17 protein-coding genes and 1 other RNA gene are annotated in these 22,036 nt (G+C 57.0%); 5 read left to right on the top strand and 13 right to left on the bottom strand.

Annotation, left to right across the window (positions count from 1 at the left end):
* Positions 1-33: 33 nt before the first annotated feature.
* The 3 genes from LCM31_RS14800 to LCM31_RS14790 form a co-directional block, all read right to left on the bottom strand.
* Positions 34-4,014: a translocation/assembly module TamB domain-containing protein gene (locus LCM31_RS14800; RefSeq protein ID WP_224871333.1), complete on the bottom strand. Its 3,981-nt coding sequence runs from the start codon at positions 4,012-4,014 to the stop codon at positions 34-36.
* A gap of 3 nt (positions 4,015-4,017) precedes the next feature.
* Positions 4,018-5,760, bottom strand: a complete 1,743-nt coding sequence (locus LCM31_RS14795) for an autotransporter assembly complex protein TamA (RefSeq protein ID WP_224871331.1) — start codon at positions 5,758-5,760, stop codon at positions 4,018-4,020.
* Between the two features lie 257 nt (positions 5,761-6,017).
* Positions 6,018-6,404, bottom strand: coding sequence for a hypothetical protein (locus LCM31_RS14790; RefSeq protein WP_222232922.1), 387 nt, complete (start codon positions 6,402-6,404; stop codon positions 6,018-6,020).
* Positions 6,405-6,744: 340 nt separating this feature from the next.
* Here LCM31_RS14790 and LCM31_RS14785 point away from each other — a divergent pair, with 340 nt between their 5' ends.
* Positions 6,745-6,900 (top strand): DUF3149 domain-containing protein, encoded by a 156-nt coding sequence (locus tag LCM31_RS14785; RefSeq protein WP_222232923.1) that lies wholly within the window; start codon positions 6,745-6,747, stop codon positions 6,898-6,900.
* A 140-nt stretch (positions 6,901-7,040) separates the two neighbouring features.
* On the opposite strand, the gene LCM31_RS14780 is transcribed toward LCM31_RS14785, so the two are convergent.
* Positions 7,041-9,014 (bottom strand): acetoacetate--CoA ligase, encoded by a 1,974-nt coding sequence (locus LCM31_RS14780; RefSeq protein WP_224871329.1) that lies wholly within the window; start codon positions 9,012-9,014, stop codon positions 7,041-7,043.
* Positions 9,015-9,288: 274 nt separating this feature from the next.
* Between LCM31_RS14780 and LCM31_RS14775 the strand changes: the two genes are divergently transcribed.
* The gene (locus LCM31_RS14775) at positions 9,289-10,203 is read left to right on the top strand and encodes a LysR family transcriptional regulator (RefSeq protein WP_224871327.1); all 915 of its coding nucleotides are present in this window, start codon (positions 9,289-9,291) and stop codon (positions 10,201-10,203) included.
* 72 nt (positions 10,204-10,275) lie between these two features.
* Here LCM31_RS14775 and LCM31_RS14770 read toward each other — a convergent pair whose 3' ends face one another.
* The 3 genes from LCM31_RS14770 to ffs all read right to left on the bottom strand — a co-directional run bounded on the left by LCM31_RS14770 (position 10,276) and on the right by ffs (position 13,288).
* Positions 10,276-10,746, bottom strand: coding sequence for a Dps family protein (locus tag LCM31_RS14770; protein ID WP_222232926.1), 471 nt, complete (start codon positions 10,744-10,746; stop codon positions 10,276-10,278).
* Between the two features lie 248 nt (positions 10,747-10,994).
* The gene (locus tag LCM31_RS14765) at positions 10,995-12,932 is read right to left on the bottom strand and encodes a M2 family metallopeptidase (RefSeq protein WP_224871325.1); all 1,938 of its coding nucleotides are present in this window, start codon (positions 12,930-12,932) and stop codon (positions 10,995-10,997) included.
* A 259-nt stretch (positions 12,933-13,191) separates the two neighbouring features.
* Positions 13,192-13,288: signal recognition particle sRNA small type (gene ffs, locus LCM31_RS14760), an RNA gene on the bottom strand.
* A gap of 327 nt (positions 13,289-13,615) precedes the next feature.
* Here ffs and LCM31_RS14755 point away from each other — a divergent pair.
* Together LCM31_RS14755 and LCM31_RS14750 are read left to right on the top strand one after the other, a co-directional pair.
* Complete coding sequence (locus LCM31_RS14755) at positions 13,616-14,470, top strand: 6-carboxytetrahydropterin synthase (protein WP_224871323.1); 855 nt, start codon at positions 13,616-13,618, stop codon at positions 14,468-14,470.
* A 4-nt stretch (positions 14,471-14,474) separates the two neighbouring features.
* On the top strand, positions 14,475-15,191 hold the full coding sequence (locus tag LCM31_RS14750) for a 16S rRNA (uracil(1498)-N(3))-methyltransferase (RefSeq protein ID WP_224871321.1): 717 nt from the start codon (positions 14,475-14,477) through the stop codon (positions 15,189-15,191).
* Between the two features lie 246 nt (positions 15,192-15,437).
* Here the strand turns inward: LCM31_RS14750 and ald are convergent, their stop codons facing one another.
* Entirely contained in the window at positions 15,438-16,583 is a 1,146-nt protein-coding gene (gene ald, locus LCM31_RS14745) for an alanine dehydrogenase (protein ID WP_224871318.1), read from the bottom strand.
* Positions 16,584-16,835: 252 nt separating this feature from the next.
* Here ald and LCM31_RS14740 point away from each other — a divergent pair, with 252 nt between their 5' ends.
* Positions 16,836-17,321: an Lrp/AsnC ligand binding domain-containing protein gene (locus LCM31_RS14740; RefSeq protein WP_224871316.1), complete on the top strand. Its 486-nt coding sequence runs from the start codon at positions 16,836-16,838 to the stop codon at positions 17,319-17,321.
* An 84-nt stretch (positions 17,322-17,405) separates the two neighbouring features.
* On the opposite strand, the gene LCM31_RS14735 is transcribed toward LCM31_RS14740, so the two are convergent.
* The 5 genes from LCM31_RS14735 to ttcA form a co-directional block, all read right to left on the bottom strand.
* Complete coding sequence (locus LCM31_RS14735) at positions 17,406-17,870, bottom strand: Mpo1 family 2-hydroxy fatty acid dioxygenase (protein WP_224871314.1); 465 nt, start codon at positions 17,868-17,870, stop codon at positions 17,406-17,408.
* 185 nt (positions 17,871-18,055) lie between these two features.
* Complete coding sequence (locus LCM31_RS14730; protein WP_224871312.1) at positions 18,056-18,568, bottom strand: macro domain-containing protein; 513 nt, start codon at positions 18,566-18,568, stop codon at positions 18,056-18,058.
* Between the two features lie 66 nt (positions 18,569-18,634).
* On the bottom strand, positions 18,635-20,110 hold the full coding sequence (gene putP / locus LCM31_RS14725; protein ID WP_224871309.1) for a sodium/proline symporter PutP: 1,476 nt from the start codon (positions 20,108-20,110) through the stop codon (positions 18,635-18,637).
* Between the two features lie 297 nt (positions 20,111-20,407).
* Positions 20,408-20,602 (bottom strand): hypothetical protein, encoded by a 195-nt coding sequence (locus tag LCM31_RS14720; protein ID WP_224871307.1) that lies wholly within the window; start codon positions 20,600-20,602, stop codon positions 20,408-20,410.
* 298 nt (positions 20,603-20,900) lie between these two features.
* Entirely contained in the window at positions 20,901-21,857 is a 957-nt protein-coding gene (gene ttcA, locus LCM31_RS14715; protein WP_224871375.1) for a tRNA 2-thiocytidine(32) synthetase TtcA, read from the bottom strand.
* Positions 21,858-22,036 lie beyond the last annotated feature (179 nt).

Raw genomic sequence — 22,036 nt, 5'->3', positions numbered from 1 at the left:
ATCGCTTTCTTAGAGTGCAGTTTATATAGCTGGTCAGTAGTCCTTCTTCCACTGTAGCTCCACACTTCCGGCACCATTTTCGCTACCGTCGGAGGATTTGATGTCGAGGCGCAAATTCTTGCGCAACTCAATTTGCATTTCTGCCTGCCAGGGGTTGAGTGGATCCGTACTGCGCTGCAACTCGAGATAGATGCGGCTGGTTATATATTTACCAAGACTGAGAGAGTACTGATCCCCTTCATCGGTTGCCTCCGAGTCGAAATCCAGTGTATCCAGCCCCACCAGATCGCGAGTGCTTGCCAGTGGATCAAAACCGGTGCCACCGGTCTGCAATGCGCGCACCACGCTGACCAGCCGCACCGCTTGCAGCGGGGAGATATCGGTCAACGACTTGCCAAACAACAGTTGGGCAAAAATTTCATCCTGGGCGGCCGCCGGGTTCGAGCTGAATTCGATTTTTGGGTCATCCGTGGTGCCGGATATTTCTGCAGTGATCTCACCTTCGGTATAGGTGTGTACGCCTTTTACATAAATCGCCGCCACATTATTTTCGAACTGCACCTCGCCTTCCTGCAAATCAAACTTCTTACCCAGCAAATCGAACTTGCCGCGCACGATGGTGATGGTACCCGCCGCTTCCGGACTCGCCGCGGTACCGCTGATGTCTACCTCCCCTTTGAGCTGCGAATCCAGCCCCAGGCCCCTGACGACCGATTGCTGGTCCAGCACGACCTCAATCTGCAAGCCAATATTTTCCAGCAGACGCGACCCTGTGGATGCATCTTCCCCGCCATCGACTTCCACCTCAATCACATCAATTTCTGGCACACTGCTACCGATGAAGTGCTCCACCTGCACGGTCAATGGCCGCAAGTTGATGGTGCCCGCCAGCAAGGCATCTTCGGTGCTGCCCGAAAGACGCAGATCGCCATTGATCGCCCCTTTGGCACCCGGCATATTGAGCAAACGGGCCCTGCGGGCAGACAAAGTGAAATCCAGCGTCGCCGGCTCCGGGGCGTTAAAGCGGGCCGCCCCCGTCAAGTCCACACGTCCGCGATCCCGGTCGCGGGCACTGGCCTCAACGATCCGCCAGGCCCCTGGGGTCAGCTCCGCAATAAACGCAACACGCCGCAGGCGTGTGTTACTGGGACGATGTTCGTAGTAACCGTCACGCAGGTTGATATTGCCGCGCAGGTTGGGCTTGCGACTGGTGCCCCTGGCCGACAGATCAAAATTCAGGTTGCCCCGCAAGGTATGAATCTCCGGGTCATACAGCACACTCAACGCCGCCAGATCGGCACTACCACCCGCCTCGAAATCAATGGGCAGCGGCGGGCGCTCCGCCGCGGTCTTGTCACTAAATAGTTGCGTAAGAATCGGAGCAATAGCGAGCGAGGCCCGGGCGTTGGCGGCTTGGCGACTTCCGTGGCTAGCACCCAATTGCATCTTCAGGTCTTTCGCAACGGTTTCCCAGGTCAGCGACAGAATCACCGGTACTTGCACCAGCGCATCGTCCTGTAAAGCCGGCGCCTGCCCGGTAATCCGCAGCTCCCCGGAAAGATCCGGGTTGCGTGGGGTACCGGATGCGGTAGCGCGCAGGGACAGCTCACCGGTATCGCTGATATCCGCTTTTAGCCAGGTATTGAAATCCGCCAGCACCGCCTGCGCATTCACCTGCAGATCGAGCCCGGAGGCACTCATGGCACCATCGATATTGAGCTGGTTGCGATCGGCCCAGAGTAATTTCACCTCGGACAAGGTGATGGCCGCTTGCCCATAGCTCACATCCCCCTGCGCCTGCCAGGGCTCCCCCTGAAACTCGCCCATCCCCAGCACGTTGACACTGGCTTCCAGCGACGTAAATGGGCCGGTAAAGTTGCCGTCCAGACTCAATTCACCACTCAGGGAAAGCGGCAACGGCACCCCCACCAGTTTCGCCAGGCCAATGGGGATGTTGCGCCCGGCAACGCTGCCATTGACCTGCTGTGCTTTCGGCTCCAGCACGCCGTTCAATTCCAGCCAGGCACTGCCTTCTGCACGGGCGCGCTCTGCATCCCGGGCCAGCGCCCGGGTACCCACTACCCGCTCGGCAGATTGACGCAGCGGATACTCTTCGTCGGGATCGATCACCTCACCCGCGCGCAGGGACTGCTGATTGGACCGCCGCGGTAATCCGGCGCTGCTGCTGAATAAATCGAGACGTAAACGGTCGAAGGTAATCGCATCCAGATTGCCGGCGGCGCCGCCTCTGAGCCGGTAGCGGTAGTCTCGGTACTCGCCATCGGACGTGATGCGGGCAGACATTTTGGGGTTGGCCCAGGGGCCGGTTACCGATACCACCGCATCCAGGTCTACCCGGGTGCCGGGATCAACGGGTACATTAAACTGTTCCGCGGGTTGCAGCCCGCGCGCAGCGACATCCAGCTGGAACTGCAATGTCTTACTCTCCACGGCCACTTCGCCACTGCCACTTACGCGGAGCCCCTCTCCTTCCAGCAACAAATCCTGCACGGCAAAATTTTCCAGATTGCCGCTGGCGTGCGCCTGCGCGTCCACCTCAAAGCTTCGATACTGCAGCGCACTTGTGACTTCCGCAGCGAGATTCGGGTTGTCCCAAGGGCCTTTGGCGGTAACACGCAATTGCTCGACAGTGCCGGCGATGCCGTCTGGAATCGCCACATTTTGCGCCTGTTCGATTCCCCCGAGTATCTCGCGGACTTCGTCAATCGACAGCTGTTCGAGGGACGCCTCTACATCAATGGACTTCCCTTCAACGTCCACTACACCCGCAACGGCAGCTTTGGCATCCGCGAGTGATAGTTGAGCACTGCGGATATGAATGTCGTCCTCAATGGTTTCCACTTCACCATTGAAGCGGAGCGGCTGGGATTGAAAGGTAGAGCGCAGTTCCAGCGTGCCATTGGCATTCGGCAACTTCAGCGGCCCCTGAATATCGAGCTTGGCCGACAACCAGCCCCCTTCGAGAAAACTCTGAAACGGCTGCGAAATGGCGACGGGTAAGCGATTTAACCGGACCTTTAAATCAACAGATTCAGCATCGACCTCACCGCGCACGGTGTGGTAGGTATCGTCCACCCGCAAAGTGAGATCGCGAGTGGCGACCGACCAGGGTGACAGGGCCAGCTCCGCGGTTCCCTGCAGGCCAAAGCGGTGATTCACCAGCGGCAAGGAAAACTGCTCTACTGTGACTTGCGCATTGCTTTCGTCGCGCACCTGTAATATCACACGACCTTTCGCATCCAGAGCTTCCCCGTCTGGGAGATGCAAGGAGCGCCCAAGGAAGCCGCCGGATAACTCACTGGCAGACAGCGTTAACCGGTACTGTTGCTCCGATATCATCTGCCCGTCGAGACGCAGGTGCAGCTGATGCCCCTGATGCTCGGCAACCTCCAACGACAGCGCCGACGGCTCTCCGGGCCACTGATAACTTGCCCGTCCATCCACTCGTACGGTGGGTAATCCCTCAACCGCTTCGTCAATAATCGTCAGGCGATTGATCGCCAGCTTCTCCAGCCAGATCGCAGGAATGGAAATTTCGCCGCTTTGTGTTGACGGTACGTCATCACCTTCCCCTGCGTGCTGCTGTAGGTACGCCTGCAATACCGTGTTATCAAACAGCAGTTTCTCAGCCGTTACTTCGGGAATATGCACCTGCTTACGCAACAGCGACCACAGGTCGACATACAGCGTAAGCTTCTGCCCCTCGAGTAGGGTGCGCTCCTTGTAGCGCACCCGCAGTAATTCAAAATACCATTTGCCCCACTGCGGGCTGCGCACCCCCTCTTCATGAATTTCCAGATCGGGCAAGTAATGGCGGGCAGCCGCAAGACCAGCGTGGGTTAAGGTTTCCCGACCTTTTTCCGAGCCGAGAAAGATCAGTGCAAAGCACAGTGGTAGTAGCAGCAAGACCGTCAGCAGAGTCAGGCGGGGCCGGTTGCGCCAGGGCCGCAATCGCTGCCTGCGCATTGATTTGGCGGGGCTTGATTCCACCATGGTTCAGAACGCCTGCCCGAGGCTGACATAGATCTGGTAACTGCTGTCATCAAGACCGTCACGACGATCCAATGGGAAGGCAATATCAAACCTTAATGGCGCAAACGAGGTCATGTAACGCACCCCCAGCCCGACACCCCAGTAGAGGTCGTCAAAACTTGGCTGAGGATCCTCATAGGCATTACCGCCATCCACAAACAGCACCCCACCCCAGGACTCGGTAAAGCGAAACCGTCCCTCGAGCGAAACTTCACTAAGCGCCCGACCACCGATGGGGTCAGAAAGTGTCGGTGGCTCTCCCGCAACCGTCGATGGGATCAGCCGGCGCGGGCCAAGTGCCTGGTAGCTGTAGCCCCGCACCGAGCCGCCGCCGCCCGCGTAAAAACGTTCGTCAGCAGGAATCTCGAGGTTGTCGATCCCATTGATGACACCGGCCTTGATGCGCAGTGCGAGCGTCGGGTCAAAGCGCACGTCGTCACCGGTGAGATAGCCAGTGGCTACCAGCGTATTTTTGACGAAGCGGGTACCGCTATTACGCAGGTCAAAATAGGGCTTCACCTCAAACGCGACGGTGGCACCGCGGCGGGCATCCAGCAGGTTATCGGTGGTATCGATCTTCAGGCCGAGAGGGAACGACAGCAGATTGTAGTTTTCACTTTCCTCGCCCTCCTCCTGCACCTCACTGAATTTCAGTTCGCTACCGATACTGAAGGTGCGGTGCTTGGTATGCCGGCGAGAGATGGTGCCGCCGATGGTGACGGACTCGGCGTCGTAGGAGTCGCGCTCTTCATTGGACGCTTCGGCCTTGGCCGAGAAGTTCTGGTCGTCGCGGAAGAAACGCGGCACCAGGATTTCGGTCTTGATCGACTGCTTGACCTCGTTGACGCGGGTTTCTACCTCGATCTTTTCCCCACGGCCGAGGATATTGCGGTGCTCCCATCCGGCAGAAACACCTGCGCCCTCGTCGGAGGTATACCCCACGCCGAGACGTACGGTGCGGTGTTTGCGCTCGGTCAGCAGGAAGGTGATATCAACCGTACCGTCATAGGGCTCTGAGACCTCGGTATTCACCCCTGCGATCAGGTTGGTGCGCAACATGCGCAGTTTGGCGGCATCGAGTTTTGCGCGATTAAAGCAATCGCCCGTCGATAACTGCAGGCGCTTGCGCAGGTAGGGCTCATTAATACTGGTGACGCCTTCCACATACAGCTGTCCTATACGGACTTCTGGGCTGGGCGCAACCCGGTACTCTAACCGTGCGGCATGTTCGCTATGGATAACCGTGGCCTTGTAGTCCACATCCAGTTCGAGCAGACACGCATTTTCGGCCAGGTAGGTTTCTATTTTCTTGACGCCCTCGGTGACCTTCACTGCCTCCAATGGATCACCGACCTGCAGCCCAACACCGGGGAAACCGGGTTTGAGCCTAGGGGGCATATCGATTTGCAGCGACTTGATTCGAAAAACCTGCCCCGGCACCACCCGATACAGAATCTCGTCATTGTCTACCGTCTGTCGAACCCGACCATCGTAATAACCGCGGGAGCGCAGCAACTTTTCCAGAGTGCCGCGCTCATAGCGCGCCACATCCTGAGGATCGTCGTAAGACTTGAGTACGCTGCTGGATTTACGCTGTTCATTGAGTTGGTCTTTCAACCACTCCTGCAGTTCGGCGTTTTCCAGTACGCGCACTTTGAATTTAGGAAGACGGTCAAAAAATGGAAGTGCAACAGTGGGGTGCGGCATCAAAAAAAGTACCGACAAAAGAACAACAGAGATGTATCGAAGAAATTCCGCTCCGCGAGCGGGAAGAGAATCGCGCAAGACCAAATCCGTTTGCCAACCACTCCTACTGCGACGCCGCGAAACGAAAAAAGTTGCTTCCGTCTCAACGACGCCTGCGGTATTCACCACAATTTAACCATTTAATACCCGGCCGCATCCTGCCCCGGGCGATGAGTCCTCCCCTTTCAATGCTCTCCAGACACCTCCAAATACATTTTCTAGCGGGCAGGGATCGTCGGGCGCTCTTTTGCCTCGATCAAAGGATTGCAATTTTTGATGACCACGCGGCCTTCCAGCAGATTGCCCTTGGAGTACTCGGTGAAAATACACTCATTGGATTCGGGGTCGTAATTCTCAACCCACAGGTTGTCATCCTTCCAGGTGGCCCCGAGATGCCGTTGTCCAGACGGCACGCTGATATACATCACGCCACCAAAGCGTTTTACAAACACCTGTTCGAAATGGAAGTAATAGGCGAGCCAACCCACCAAAAAAATGATGGCTGCGACAATCGCGCCTTTGCTGAGGCTGCCCAGGCGCCCACCGGCAAACAAGCTCAAGACCACCAGTGCGATCACTGCGGCCCAATACAGATAGGTAATCATGCAGATCTTCCGTGAATTTATGGTTTATTAGCGGGGTATCATTACCCCACAGGGTAGCGCAGTTTGGCGGATCAGACATGTCCAGGGCAAGCCCCAGCTCAATACGCGGGCAGCAACAGAACGATACCGAGTAGACACGAAAATAATGAATCCGCGCGGCATCGCGGCGGGAGAAATCACTGCGTTGATGGGTTGTTTCAGAAGTTTGTCGTAATGCCCGCCCGGGAACCCAGCAAAAACCAGAACCTGCGGGGCGATTGATCCAAATCAAGTACTCACTTGGGCGGCTGCATACACTGGAATCAATCAAGAGAGAGCAGCAATGCAATAGGAGTAGAAAATGGACGCACTGATCGACCTGTTCACCAGCTTTTCTGGCCTACTGAGCCTCGGCATCATCGGTTTTGTGTGCCTGATGGGCGGTTACTTCACCCGTATGGCGTTTCGCAAAATGGATCAGGAACTCGCACAGCAGGCGGAACAGCAAGCGGCCTGATCCCATACCTGCCTACTCATGACCAGCAAAAAAATGCCGGGCCAATCTCCTTTAGCCCGGCAATGTGCTGTTTAACATTCGGCTAGCGGAGAGAACGCAGTATAGCGCCCTCCCTTGTTCGCTTATCCCGCCGATATCACTTACTCGCCGGCCAGCGCCTCAAGATCTTCGTAGAGTTTGAGTGCTTCCGGGTTCGCCAGTGCTTCCTGATTTTTTACCGGTTTACCGTGCACCACGTTGCGCACTGCCAGCTCCACAATCTTGCCACTGATGGTACGCGGGATATCCGCCACCTGAATCACCTTTGCCGGCACATGGCGCGGCGTGGTATTGGCGCGGATGGTGGTACGGATTTTCTGGATCAGGTCGTCATCCAGCGTGAGCCCCTCGCGCAGTACCACGAACAACACCACGCGCACGTCGTCGCGCCACTCCTGGCCAATACAGATGCTATCCAGCACCTCCTCGACCTTTTCCACCTGACGGTAGATTTCCGCGGTGCCGATACGCACGCCACCGGGATTCAGCACAGCATCGGAACGACCGTAAATGATCACGCCACCGTGCTCGGTGATTTCTGCATAGTCACCGTGGGCCCAGACACCCGGCCAGCTGTCAAAGTAAGCGCCGTGGTACTTGCTGCCATCCGGATCGTTCCAGAAACCGATCGGCATACAGGGGAAGGACGTCGCACATACCAGCTCGCCCTTCTCTTCCAGCACCGGCTTGCCATCGTCGCTCCATACCTGCACCGCCATACCCAGGCCGCGGCACTGCAGTTCCCCCGGGTAAACCGGCAGTGTCGGGTTGCCCAGCGCAAAGCAGGAAATGATATCGGTACCCCCTGAGATCGAACTCAGGCACAGGGCGGATTTAATGTCGCGATAGACGTAGCGGAAGCCTTCGTGGGCCAGCGGTGAGCCGGTGGACAACACCGCGCGCAGGCGCTCGAGTTTATGGCTCTCGCGGGGCTTGCACCCGGCCTTCTCCAGCGCGGCAATATATTTGGCGCTGGTGCCAAACACGCTGATACTTTCCTCATCGGCCATGTCCCACAGGCACTCGGCCGCCGGGTAGAACGGCGAGCCATCGTAGAGCACCAGGGTTGCGCCACAAGTTAGTCCACTAATCAGCCAGTTCCACATCATCCAGCCACAGGTGGTGAAGTAGAACAGCGTGTCGCTGCGGGAAATATCCGTGTGCAGGCGATGCTCTTTGATGTGTTGCAGCAGCGTGCCGCCCACCCCGTGCACAATGCACTTGGGTACACCGGTGGTACCGGAGGAGTACATGATGTACAGCGGGTGATTAAACTCGGTCTGCTCGAAGGTAAGTGGTCGCGCAGGCGCGTTTTCCACAAATGCACGCAGGCTGACTGCGCGATCCAAACCGGAAATATCAGCTTCTGTTTGCTCTGGCGAGCGCGCCACCGGCACCACTACCAGCTGCTGGATTGATTCGATCTGGTCGACGATCTGCTCAAGACGCGGCAGCGAATCGATGGTTTTGCCGTTGTAGAAATAGCCCTCACAGGCAAACAGCACCTTGGGGCCCACCTGGCCGAAGCGGTCCAGCACACCGTTGATACCAAAGTCCGGCGAGCAGGAGGTCCAGATGGCACCCAGGCTGGTGGTGGCAAGCATGGCCACCGCGGTATCGATAATGTTCGGCATAAAGCCGGCAACACGATCGCCCTTGCCCACACCCGCATTGGCCAGCGCCGCAGCCAGTTTCTCCACCTCGGCAAACAGCTCGCGGTAGCTGAGTTCGCGGCGGCGACCATTTTCCAGGCGCTCAACCAGCGCCGCCTTGTCGTCGCGGAAGCGCAGCAGGTTCTCGGCAAAGTTCAGGCGTGCGTCGGGGAACCATTCCGCCCCCGGCATGGTGTCTTTACCCAGGACGCGCTCACCGCGCTCACTGGCAATCACCTCGCCAAAATCCCACAGCTGGTTCCAGAAGGCTTCGCGGTTATCCACAGACCACTGATGCAGGGCGTGGTAATCCGGCAGCGACTGCTGGTGCAGTTCGTTTACCTGACGGCGAAACTGGTCCATCTGCGTAGCGGCAATCGCTTCCGCGGTGGGCTGCCAAAGGGGTTGCACGGGGTTATTCATTGCGGCGGTTTCTCTCGTTGTTCTATTCCGACGTTCTGCTTCACCCCGCCCCACCGGTGTGGGTTCAGGGCCTTGATAAGGGCCAAGTTACGGGGCCAAGTTACGGAGCTGTATTGCGGAGCTCGCGCGCGCTGTCAGCGCCCGTATGAATGGTTGACCATTATTCGCGGTCTCGCCATGTACACAATCATGCCTTGGTCTAACACTTTAAACTAATTTAAACTTCTTAATATTTGTTAATTTTTACTTATATTTGACGTAAGCCCGGCTATCCATGAGCACGACCATCAAACAACTGCGCGCATTCGTCGCCGTGGCCACAACCCACAGCCTGGCGGAAGCGAGCGCCCAGCTGCATGTGTCGCAGCCGGCCATATCCATTGCAATCCGCAGCCTGGAGGAATCCCTGGGTGGCACCCTGTTCAGTCGTGATGGGCGCCAGCTTGTGCTTACACCGGAGGGCGCGGCCTTTGTCGAACGCGCACAGCAGCTGCTGCACAACTGGGATAACACCCTGGACGCAGTGCAGCAACGCTTCCGCCTGCAGCAGGGGCAGCTGTCGATTGCCGCCATCCCTGCCTTTGCCTTGAATCACATGCCGGAACTACTGCGCGAGTTCCACCAACGCTATCCGGATATCAATATCGTGCTGGAGGATATTGTGATGGAACGGGTAATCAGCGCCGTGCAGGAAGGCCGCGCCGAGTTAGGGTTCAGCTTTCGTCCAGATGATCTCGGCAGTCTCACATTTACCCCCATCGGCGATGATCGGTTTGTCGCCGTGCTACCCAAAGGGCACCCGCTGGAAAACAACGACCTGGTGCGCTGGCAGGATCTGGCACGGGAGCCATTTATCGCAATGAACCGGGGGTCGGCAGTGCGCCGCTGGACCGACGCCGCGTTCTCGCAAAGCGGAGCCGCCGGCGACGCGGCCCCGCGATTACTGTGTGAAGCCTACCAACTCAGCACCATCGGCCGGCTGGTAAAAAGCGGGCTCGGCGTCAGTGCCGCACCCAGTCTGTGTATCGGACAGATGCAATCCTATGGGCTGGTATGCAAACCACTCGCAGAGCCGGTGGTCTGCCACCCGGTGGGCATTCTGGCGCGGGAAGTGGGCGCACTCTCGGCGCCGGCCCAGGCGTTTGCAGCCATTGCGTTAAGCGAACACCAGCGACCGGGCGCAGATTAGTCCGCACAAGCACATAAACCGCAGACATAAAAAAACCGGCCATGGGCCGGTTTTTTCGAAAACATACAGAGGTCACTGCGAGGTGGCGCGCAACATCCACGCGGTTTTCTCATGCACACGCATACGGTCACTGACCAGCGCCGCAGTGGATTCATCATCCGCATCTTGCGCGGCCTTCAACACATCGCGACAGGTTTTCACCACCTGTTCGTGCCCCTGGGTAAGGATTCGCACCATTTCCTCTGCTGCAGGTACGTCTTCCACCTCCTTAACCGAGCTCAGTTCCGCAAACGCTTTATAGGTAGCGGGGGCGATAACGTCCAGCGTACGAATGCGCTCCGCGATGTCGTCCACCGCTGTCGCCAATTCGGTGTAATGCTCCTCGAACATCAGGTGCAGTTCCCTGAACAGGCGCCCGGTAACATTCCAGTGAAAGTTATGGGTTTGCAGATAAAGCGTGTAGGAATCTGCCAAAAGGCGTTTCAAACCCTCTGCTACTTTTTCGCGATCCTTTTCACCGATACCGATATCAATATTGCTCATTAGCAACCTCGTTTGTGTGAATCGATTACATTCCGTTTGAGCCGGTAAAGCGCTTCGAATGAACGATCGCGGTTACCGGGCCGGATAGATTGCAGGCAAAAGCACCCCACCCGACTTACAACAAATCTTGACTCATTCTAAGGTCACAAATTCTGATTCAAACCCCTAACCCCATTGGCAATTTCTAAGCGGCCAATAGGGTCAGGCAATAGACTCATGCAACAGGAAAGACCAGCGATTACTAGCGATTACCAACCACAGTCGCGGTCTTTATTTTGCTCTTCCAGATACACCATCAGCGGCTGGAAATAATCCACAATCGCGGTGGCATCCAGTTCGCGCTCACCAGTGAGTGCTTCCATAGCATCCGGCCACGGCTTGCTTGCGCCCATGGCCAACATGTTGCGCAGCTTTTCTCCGGCCGCTTTGTTTTTGTAGATGGAACAGCGGTGCAACGGCCCGGTTTCACCGGCGGCCTCGCAGAGCGCGCGGTGGAACTGGAACTGCTGAATACGCGCTAAAAAGTAGCGGGCGTATGGCGTATTTCCTGGAATATGGTACTTGGCACCCGGATCGAAGTTCGCTTCGCTGCGCTCTACCGGCGGGGTAATGCCCTGATACTCTTCGCGCAGTTGCCACCACGCCTTGTTGTAATCACCGGGGGCAACTTCGCCGTTGAACACCTGCCAGCGCCATTTATCCACCAGCAGACCGAACGGCAGGAATGCAATCTTATCCAGTGCCTGCTGCATCAGATAACCGAGATCCTTGTCTTCACCGGGGATCTCATCCATCAGGCCGATTTCTTTCAGGTACTTGGGTGTGATGGACAGCGCGATGGTATCCCCCACCGCCTCGTGGAAGCCGTCATTGGCGCCTTCTTTGTACAGGAACGGCTGCTGGTTGTAGATACGCTGATAGAAGTTGTGCCCCAACTCGTGGTGGACGGTGATCAGGTCTTCACCGGTCTTGTTGATGCACATCTTGATGCGGATATCGTCCTGGCCATCCAGGTTCCAGGCACTCGCATGGCAAACCACATCGCGGTCTTTTGGCTGCACAAACTGAGAGCGCTCCCAGAAGGTGTCCGGCAGCGGTTTAAAGCCGAGTGAAGTAAAAAACTTCTCGCCGGTCTTCACCATATCCTGTTCGGTCATGCCGGAATTTACCACCAGCTCGGTGAGATCGTAGGGTGCCTCCATATCGTCATCTTTGACGATATCGTAAATGTTGCCCCACTCCTGCGCCCACATATTGCCGAGCAAGTGCGCCGGAATTTTGCCGCTTGCCGGCGCTACTTTATCGCCATAATGCTCGTTCAGTTTTGCGCGTACGTGGCAGTGGAGCGCCTTGTACAGGGGCTTCACCTTGTTCCATTGGTTGTCCATGTCTGCGGCAAATTCGTCCGCCGGCATGTCGTACTTGGAGCGCCACATCACGCTGAGATTGTCGTAACCCAGATCCTTGGCACCGGCATTTCCGATCTCAACCTGGCGCTCGTAGAGTGGCTTCATCGGCGGCGCAACCTTGCGCCAGCCAACCCAGAGATCTTTCAGCAATTTGGGGTCGCGGCTGTTGGCCATCATCTGGCCCATTTCCGTCAGGGTGAAGCATTTGCCTTCTTCCTTGACGGTCGGATCCAGTCCCGCGGTTTCCTCGGGGCAGTACTTGCCGGCACCGTACATGCCCTGCATTTTGGAACCAATTTGCGCAAGCTCCGCGGTCATTTCCGGGTCATTCGGGGCGGGAAAAACCAGGCCCTGCTTGAGCATGGTCAGCATGCGGCGGGTTTCGGGGTCGAGATCCACGTTATCGAACTTGGCCGCCTCACCGGCCAGCTCGACCGCAAGCGCGGTATAGCGCTCCATCGCCAGGGCTTCGGTGTACTGGGAATCCAGATTGATATAAGTAGAGGCTACCCAGCTCGCATGGCTCGCTTCCTGGGCCATTTTTTCCAGACGGGCCTGGGCGTCAGCCAGGAATGCCTTGGCATCCTCCGCGCTCGGTTGCCCATTACTGTCGGCGGTGTTCATCTCCGCATTGGCGGCCGCTGTGTTTTCCGCTGCACCCTGCACGGTTTCAGAAGTGGCACTCTCAGAGACTGCCGCCTCGGTTTCAGTAGAGTCACGGTCACAGCCTGCCAGGGTGAAAGTGGCAGCAGCGATTATTAGCGCGAGCTTTTTCATCGACTTCCTCGGATCATTTTATGGTGTTATTTGGGATCTCTACCCGGCCAAGCGAGTGGAATGAAGCAAAGATTGTCGTCGTTTTATAGCACACACCCAGCCACGAATTAGGTTCAGCGCGCGCGTCGCACAACACAACGGCACCAAATTCCCCAAAGAACCGCAGAAACAGAGAAAAATATTGCCGTAGCAAGCGGTGAGGAAACCGGGAAGCAGGACTGGGAAGCAGACAGGAGGAGCGGAGGAGAAATGGAGGCAGCCCAACCAGCACACCCCCGGCACATGATGTCACTGCTACCGTTGCTCCCTTCCGGGCCTGGCGGGGTTCACAGCTGATCATTGCGAGGAGACCGGAAGGGCCGCCACAACGTTCGAGCACTCAGATTAGCACTGGCGGTTGTGACTGCAAGAATCGCAAATACACACCACTGCGCTCGAAGAGGGCGCGATTATAGAGACTCCTGCCGCCAGGTTCCAGCCCCTATTTTCGGCTTTGTTTTCGCCTCTGCTTTCACCTTTACTTTCACCTTTGCCTCCCCCCTTGATAGACACGCGTCATTTTGTGCCGGGGACAGGTCAAATTGCGTGCATAAAAAAGCTATAATGTGCCGCGCCCGATCCGGGCCCATTTCCAGCGTTTACCCTAATCTAGCGATTACTCAAGCGAAATTACCGAGTCTCCTATGCACCTGTTCGTCGACAGTCTCACCAATGTGGATTTCAGCTATCTCCACCACACCCGCGGTGTTGTCGGTGAAACCTGGCTGGCCAATGCCGCCCTCGACGGTGCTCTGGACCACCAGGGTATGGTGTGTGACTTCGGTATCGTCAAGAAGACCCTGCGCAACTGGCTGGATCACGAGCTGGACCACCGCTTGCTGGTACCGACCCGCTCACCGCACCTGAGCATGCAGCAGGATGGCGACCAGATTCAGCTGACATGGGCCCTGCCCGACGGCGAGCACATCACCGTGGGCGGTCCGGCGCAGGCCTTCGCCCTGGTTGCGGTGGAGTCCATCACCCCGGAGTCGGTAGCGGCCTGGTGTGTAAATGAACTGGATGGGATTTTCCCCACCAGCGTGGACAAACTCAGCCTGAGCTTTAGCGTGGAGTCCATCGACAGTCCGTTCTACCACTACAGTCACGGCCTGAAAAAGCACGATGGTAACTGTCAGCGTATTGCCCACGGCCACCGTTCCCGCATCCGCATCGACATCGATAGCGAACGCAGCCCTGCGCTGGAATCCCAGTGGGCGGAACGCTGGGCGGACATCTACCTCGGCACCAGAGAGGACCTCACAGGCGAGGATACGCAGGGCCAAACCACACAATTGCACTTTGCTTACAAGGCACAACAGGGTGAATTCACCCTGACGATTCCTGCGAGCCGCTGTGAAATTCTCGACTGCGACACCACCGTGGAGCAGCTCGCGCAGTACATCGCCGATGTGCTCTCCGCAGAAAATGCCGACAAACAAATTACCGTGCGTGCCTACGAAGGTATCGGCAAAGGCGCGGTAGCGTTCGCCGGGCGCTAACTCCATGAATCTGATCTTACTGGAGCCCGAGGATTTTCAATCCTCCAGCCAGGTAGTACTGCGCGGCCGTCGCTTCCAGCATATGGTGGAAGTACAGCGCGCCGATGTTGGCGACCGCCTCAAAGTTGGCGTGGTGAACGGCCAGGTTGGTGCAGGCGAAATCACCGAGCGCAGCGAAAATCACATCGCCATGACGGTGTCACTTGTGGCAGAACCTCCGGCGGCGCTGCCACTGACCCTGATCCTCGCCCTGCCCCGCCCCAAGATGCTCAAGCGCACGATTCAGCACGCCACCGCACTGGGGGTAAAAAAGCTCTATCTGCTCAACGCCTACCGCGTAGAAAAGTCCTACTGGCAAAGCCCCTGGCTGGCTGAAGAAAAGCTGCGGGAACAGTGTGTGCTCGGACTCGAGCAGGCCGTGGATACCGCCATGCCGGAAATCCAATTGCGCAAGCGCTTCAAGCCCTTCGTCGAAGACGAACTCCCCGAAATCGCCAATCAGTCTCTCAAGCTGGTTGCACACCCGGTGACGGACGCCCCCTGCCCTGTGGATATCGAGCAGCAAACCACGCTCGCCGTCGGCCCCGAAGGCGGGTTTATCCCCTACGAAGTGGAAAAGCTGCAGGAAGCCGGGTTTCAGTCGGTCCACCTGGGGCCGCGTATTTTGCGCGTCGAAACCGCTTTGCCGGTACTACTCAGCCGCCTGTTTCCCGCTCGATAGCACTGCAACAGGCAAGCGCTTTTCCCCAACTCTTATTCCTCAACTTGCAGGCATAAAGCAGGCATAAAAAAGCCGCGCTAAATAGCGCGGCCATAATGGCAGTAACAATACTGCCGGGTCTCACAGAGTGGGGCGTGAAGCTGCCCCAGAAGAGAACCTGTTGCGGAGTGAGGCTGAGACTTCCCTAATTTGAAATCTCACACCCCGCTCCAGCCATTTCCATCACGTGACAATGAATAGATTGGCTTAAGCGGCAACACCCGCGTCAACCGCGGACTTCTGCAGTGCCAGTTTCGGATCCACGTATTCGTAGCCCAGTACGTCGGCAACAGCCTTGTAAGTCACCATGCCGGCGTGCACGTTCAGGCCTTCCAGCAGGTTGGCGTCGTCCAGCAGCGCCTGCTTGGCACCTTTGTTCGCCAGAGCAACTGCAAACGGCAGAGTCGCATTATTCAGGGCCATGGTGGAGGTACGCGCAACGCCGCCCGGCATGTTGGCAACGCAGTAGTGCACAACGCCGTCGACTACGTAGGTCGGCTCCTGGTGCGTGGTTGCCTTGGAGGTTTCGAAACAACCGCCCTGGTCAATCGCCACGTCGACCACAACCGCGCCTTTCTTCATGCGGCTGATGATGTCGCGAGTCAGCAGTTTCGGCGCAGCAGCGCCCGGAATCAGCACCGCACCGACAACCAGGTCCGCTTCCAGCGCGTGGGATTCAATCGCGTCATCGGTAGAGTACTCGGTACGTACCGCACCACCGAAAATGTCGTCCAGCTGACGCAGGCGCGGCAGGGAGCGATCCAGAATGGTTACATCGGCACCCATACCCAGTGCCATCTTGGCTGCGTTGGTACCTACGACACCACCACCGATAATCAGTACTTTGGCTGGAGCTACACCCGGTACGCCGCCCAGCAGCACACCCAGGCCACCCTGAGCTTTTTCCAGGTGGTGTGCGCCACACTGCACGGACATACGGCCGGCAACTTCAGACATCGGAGCCAGCAGCGGCAGCGCGCCAAAACGGTCGGTTACGGTTTCGTAAGCAATACAGGTTGCACCGGACTTCACCAGCAGCTCGGTCTGCTTGGGGTCTGGGGCGAGGTGCAGGTAGGTGTACAGCAGCTGGCCAGGACGCAGCATTTCGCACTCGTGCGGCTGAGGCTCTTTTACCTTCACGATCATGTCGGCAGTGGCAAAGATCTCTTCCGGAGTATCGATGATCTTGGCGCCGGCACTTACATACATTTCATCGGTAAAGCCGATGGACGCACCACCGTCTTTCTGCACGATCACTTCGTGACCATGACCAATCAGTTCGCGAACACTCGAAGGCGTCAGGCCAATGCGGTATTCGTGGTTCTTAATCTCTTTTGGGACACCGATCAACATAGCGAATCTCCTCAATTACTCTGTCAGCGCCATCGAGTGCGCATTACATTCTTGTTGGATTCCCGCAGTATAGGCACCTATATAAAGTGGATTTTTATAGTTATTTAATTATGATTAGTGGAATCCACTACAAAAGTCGATGAAAGGCTACTTTTCAGCCAGTCAGAACCACTTTTTAATCAGTGGCCAAGTCAAGCCCACCCAGTTCCCGTGCCGCAGCAGGCCAGATCGGGCAGTTTTCGAGAGATTCAGATGAAGAGACGCGCCGGCGAACTCAGCACCATTGACCGCAATATTCTCCGTGTACTGCAGAAAGACGGGCGCACCAGCTACGCAGAACTGGCCCGTCAGGTGGGCCTGACGGCGACCCCTTGCGTCGAGCGGGTCAAGAAGATGGAAAGCGATGGGGTGATTCAGGGTTACACCGCGCTGATCAACCCAGAGTACCTGGATGCCGCGCTGGTGGTGTTCGTGCAAATCCGCCTGAACCGCTCCGCCCAGGATGCCTTTGAAGCGTTTCGCAACGCGGTTGCGGAGCTACCGGAGGTGCAGGAGTGCTACCTGGTATCGGGCAGCTTCGATTACCTGATCAAAGCCCGGGTGGCCGATATGGGCGCCTACCGGAAGTTTTATGGCGAGACTCTACTGACCCTGCCGGAGGTTCAGGAATGCACCAGCTATGTGGTTATGGAAGAGGTAAAAGAAACGCTGGAGGTACCGGTGCACTACAACCGGTGATAAAAGACCGGTAACAAAAAACCGCGAAAAGACAGGGAGACAGGAAGCGAGCACCCGGATGACAGTAGTGCTCGCCGGCAAAACTCAGTACTTGATACCGAGTTTGCGATATAGGAAGCCGATGACCCACGCAGGGCCAATCAACAGGAACTGCAGATCCTTAAAGAAAGACGGCTTTTTGCCCTCGATATGGTGACCGATAAACTGGAATACCCACATCACCACAAATAGGCCCACAGACCACCAGAGCACGCTCAAACCGGCTCTTTCCAGCCCGCTGCAAATACCCAGACAAATCAGTGAAAGCGCGATCATGCCCAGCGCCACCGGGAATGACATCAGCACATAAAACAGCATCGTGGGCACCATCGCTACCACCGCCCAGTTCAGCCACGGCAGCGCTGCCATCCAATCCGGCTGGGGGATGGACCAAAGCAGGCCCACAACAGTGAAGTAAATGACCGGCACTGCAATCCAGTGGATGGCCTTGTTGGTGGAGTTCTGATGGCTCTCGCCGTATTCGCTGAACCATTGTTCTGCTGTACGCATCGTTTTCCCTCGCCTTGGTTGTTATATGGATTGGCTTTCAGAGATGGTACATTAGAACCAAACCAGACCAAATGGTCACGAAACATCTATTTTGTGAGATAAGTGCAGCCCGGCAGCGCCGGGCGCAAAAAAAGAGAGAGGCTGCAGAACATTGGGAAATTCTGCCGGCTGGTTAAAAAATCGGGCTAACGACGCACGCAGGCATCCAGCTGCATGCGGTACAACTCGGCCATATCTTCGTCAAAGCAGCAGAAAATTACATGGCGCGGACCGCCATCGCGGTCGAGATGCTGCTGCGCCTGCTCCACAGCAACTTCGACAGCGAGTTCAGGGGGATAATCGTAGACCCCGCAGCTGATGGCGGGAAAGGCGAGAGAATGGGCGTGTTCACGGCGGGCGAGATTGAGGCACTGTCGATAACAACTGGCCAGTAGCTCCGGCTCGCCCAAATTACCGCCGCGCCACACGGGTCCTACCGTGTGATAAATGCGTTTGACCGGAAGACCGTAACCTTGCGTGGCCCGCACCTCACCAACTGGACACCCGCCAATAACGCGGCAGGCCTCCAGTAGTGCCGGACCGGCCGCGCGATGAATGGCGCCGTCGACGCCGCCTCCACCCAGGAGCCTCTGGTTGGCTGCATTGACGATTACATCCACATGCAACCGAGTGATATCACCGAGGTGTACTTCGATCACTCTAACTACTCCAGCCGCGGCACCACCGATCAATAAGTGCAACCTTGCACCTGTACCGCAATCGAACTACTGCTTTTGCCCCAGTATTTGACGGTGGCGCGTTGAAATTCCTTCGGGGCAATGCGTCACGGCACTTACTAAAACAATAGCAGCTGCGGAGAGGACAAAACCCGGTAAAAGCTCGTATATATCGAAGATGCCACCAGAGAGGTGTTTCCAAACCAATACGGTTATACCCCCAACAAGCACCCCGGCGATGGCACCCGCGCCGGTCATACGCGACCAATACAGGCTAATGAGTACTGCAGGACCAAACGCGGCCCCGAGGCCAGCCCAGGCATAGGCGACCACATCCAGCACTTTGGAATCCGGGTCCATAGCCACACCGATCGCAATCAGCGACAGCGCCACCACCGCCCAGCGGCCCACGACCACGAGATGCTCTGAGGAAACCTTCTTGCCGAACCAGACGTGGTAGATATCCTCCGCCAGGGCCGCAGAGGACACCAGCAACTGCGAGTCTGCGGTACTCATAATCGCCGACAGAATTGCCGCGAGCAGAATACCGGCAATCAGCGGATGGAACAGGGCCTCCACCAAGGCCATAAAAATACGCTCCCCATCGGGCAGCGCCTGGGTAAGTTCCAGATGCCCAAACAGGCCAACACTCAGAGCACCAAGGAAACCCGCGAGCGACCAAATTGCAGCAACCGTCGCCGCCGCCGGCATATCATCCGGATGACGTAACGCCTTGAAGCGCGCCAGGATATGCGGCTGGCCGAAATACCCCAGCCCCCAAGCCAGTGAACTCAGAATCGCGGCCAAGCCCAGTGCGGTTCCAGACTTGTCCACCATCAGATGCATCAATTCCGGATACTCCGCCTGCATCTGCGCCCAAGCACCACCTACTCCGCCCTCGTCGGAAATAATCATGATGGGCACGATCAGCAGCGCCAGGCTCATCAACAGTCCCTGAAAAACGTCAGTCCAGGACACCGCGAGAAAGCCACCAAACAGGGTGTACGAGATCACCGCGATCGCACCGATCACCACTGCCCACTGGTAATCCCAGCCGAACACCGTTTCAAACAGCTTACCGCCGGCAATCAATCCAGACGCCACATAGAAAAGGAAAAACAGCAAAATGAAAAACGCACACACGGTGCGCAGCCACGGCGTGCTCAGGTCGAAACGCCGGTGCAGATAAGACGGTACCGTCAGCGCATCATCGAGCGCAAAACTGTAAATACGCAGGCGCCGCGCCATGATGGTCCAGCTCAGCACAATCCCACCGAACAGGCCAAACGCAATCCACGCGGAGGACAGGCCACTGGCGTAGGCCGCGCCCGGCAACCCGAGCAACAACCAGCCACTCATATCGGAGGCACCGGCACTCAGCGCCGCCACCGCCGGCGGCAATGAGCGCCCCCCGAGAAAATAATCGCTCGCATCCTTGGTGCGACGGTAGGCATAGACACCGATCGCAAGAATGAGAACCAGATAAGCAATGAAGGTAAGGGCGACAAGCCATTGTCCAGACATGTGGAATTCCCCGTCAGAATTGGCAGATCCAGCCTCTTTTGGTGAAAGATTAGGCTGATTCCGTCGTTATTGGTCTTTATTGCGCGTAAATCTACCCATTCACTGGCGGTTACTCAATCCGCAAACTAAACCATGGATATGTACAGCTTGTGCAAACTACCACGGATGGCGGTTTCAGACTGAGTACACAGGGAAACATTAAACACTATGGGTATTTGCCTGGATGAACTGCGTTTATTCGTCGTTCGTCCCACATTAAAGCAGCTCCGAGCCTGGACCCCCGGCATGGAAGCGTTGTTACTGGGCACCGCCGCTCAGGAATCCCAGCTCGGCTTCCACCTCAAGCAGGGGCGTCGCCACGGCATGGGTATTTTCCAGATTCTGCCAAGCACGCACCGCCAGATCTGGGATAAATATCTGATCAACTTCCCGCCGCTCGCTTCCAAGGTGCGCGGGCTCGCCAGCCAGCGCGACTTTTTGCAGCACCCCCACACGGAACTCGCTACTAATTTGCGTTACGCCACCGCGATCGCGTGGCTGATTTACCGCGCTGCGGGTGTAGAGCGCGTGGAAACCTCCGATTTACCGCGTATGGCCAAACTGTGGAAAAAGCACTTTCACCACGGCCCCAGCGCGCGCCTGCGGGACTTCGTCGACAGCTACTCCAAGCTGGTAAGACCGTCAGAAAATGCCCTACCAGAACTAGAACCGGAACCCGAAAACGAAACAGCCGCGGTACAAACCGCGGCTGTTCAAAGAGCCGATACACTACTGATTGAGGACGAGTCGCCTACAGGTTCCGCGCCTCAATATACAGCGGCTGCACCGGCTCCTCCTGAGAAGCTGCTGGAGAAACTTCCGGCTCCTCATCGCGAGCGTCTTCAGGAATCCAGGAATCCACATACTGCTCAATCGCGCGCGCGTCCACCGCAGGCGCGGGTTTAGAACGATCCAGTTCCAGGCTTTCAAAATCGTACAGGTCGCGATCCGCCAGCTGGGATGGAGATACCCGGGTTAACGCAGCGAAAATATTGTCACTGCGACCGGGATATTTCTTATCCCACTCATTCAACATGCCCTTGATCGCCTGACGCTGCAGGTTTTCCTGACTACCACACAGGTTGCACGGAATAATCGGGAACTGCTTGTGATCGGCAAACGCAATCAGGTCTGTCTCGCGGCAATACGCCAGCGGGCGAATCACGATATTGCGACCATCGTCTGCGCGCAGTTTCGGCGGCATCGCTTTCAGACGGCCACCGTAAAACATATTCAAAAACAGCGTTTCAACAATGTCGTCCTTGTGGTGACCGAGCGCCACCTTGGTCGCACCGATCTCTTCGGCAAAACCGTACAAAGTGCCACGGCGCAGGCGTGAACACAGGCCACAGGTCGTCTTGCCTTCCGGCACCACTTCCTTCACCACACTGTAAGTATCTTTGTTCACGATGTGATACGGCACGCCGATGGACTGCAGGTACTCCGGCAGGATGTGCTCGGGGAAGCCCGGCTGCTTCTGATCCATATTCACCGCCACCAACTCAAAGTGCACCGGTGCGGTCTTCTGCAGGTTCATCAGGATTTCCAGCATCGCGTAGGAATCCTTACCACCAGACAGGCACACCATCACCTTGTCGCCCTCTTCAATCATATTGAAGTCGGCGATCGCCTTGCCCACATTGCGGCGCAGGCGCTTTTGCAGCTTGTTGAATTCCAGCCGGTCGCGGCGGTTTTCCAGGTCAGACATCGGTAAATCTCGAAAATAACGTGCGGTATTACCCGGGGTCAGACAGAAGTGAATACTTGCATGCGCAGGCGCTGACACCGGGGAAGCCAGTGCGGGACCGTCTGTGGCCAGAGATGGCCACAGCCGAGCGTTCATAGATGAACTCGTAGCGTGTCCCGCAGTGGCTTCCCCGGTGGCAG

Source organism: Microbulbifer agarilyticus, from assembly GCF_020171345.1.
In the GTDB taxonomy this organism is placed as follows: Bacteria; Pseudomonadota; Gammaproteobacteria; order Pseudomonadales; family Cellvibrionaceae; genus Microbulbifer; species Microbulbifer agarilyticus_D.
Note: the sequence above shows the minus strand (reverse complement) of the source record. Positions and strands in the feature narration are given on the sequence as shown.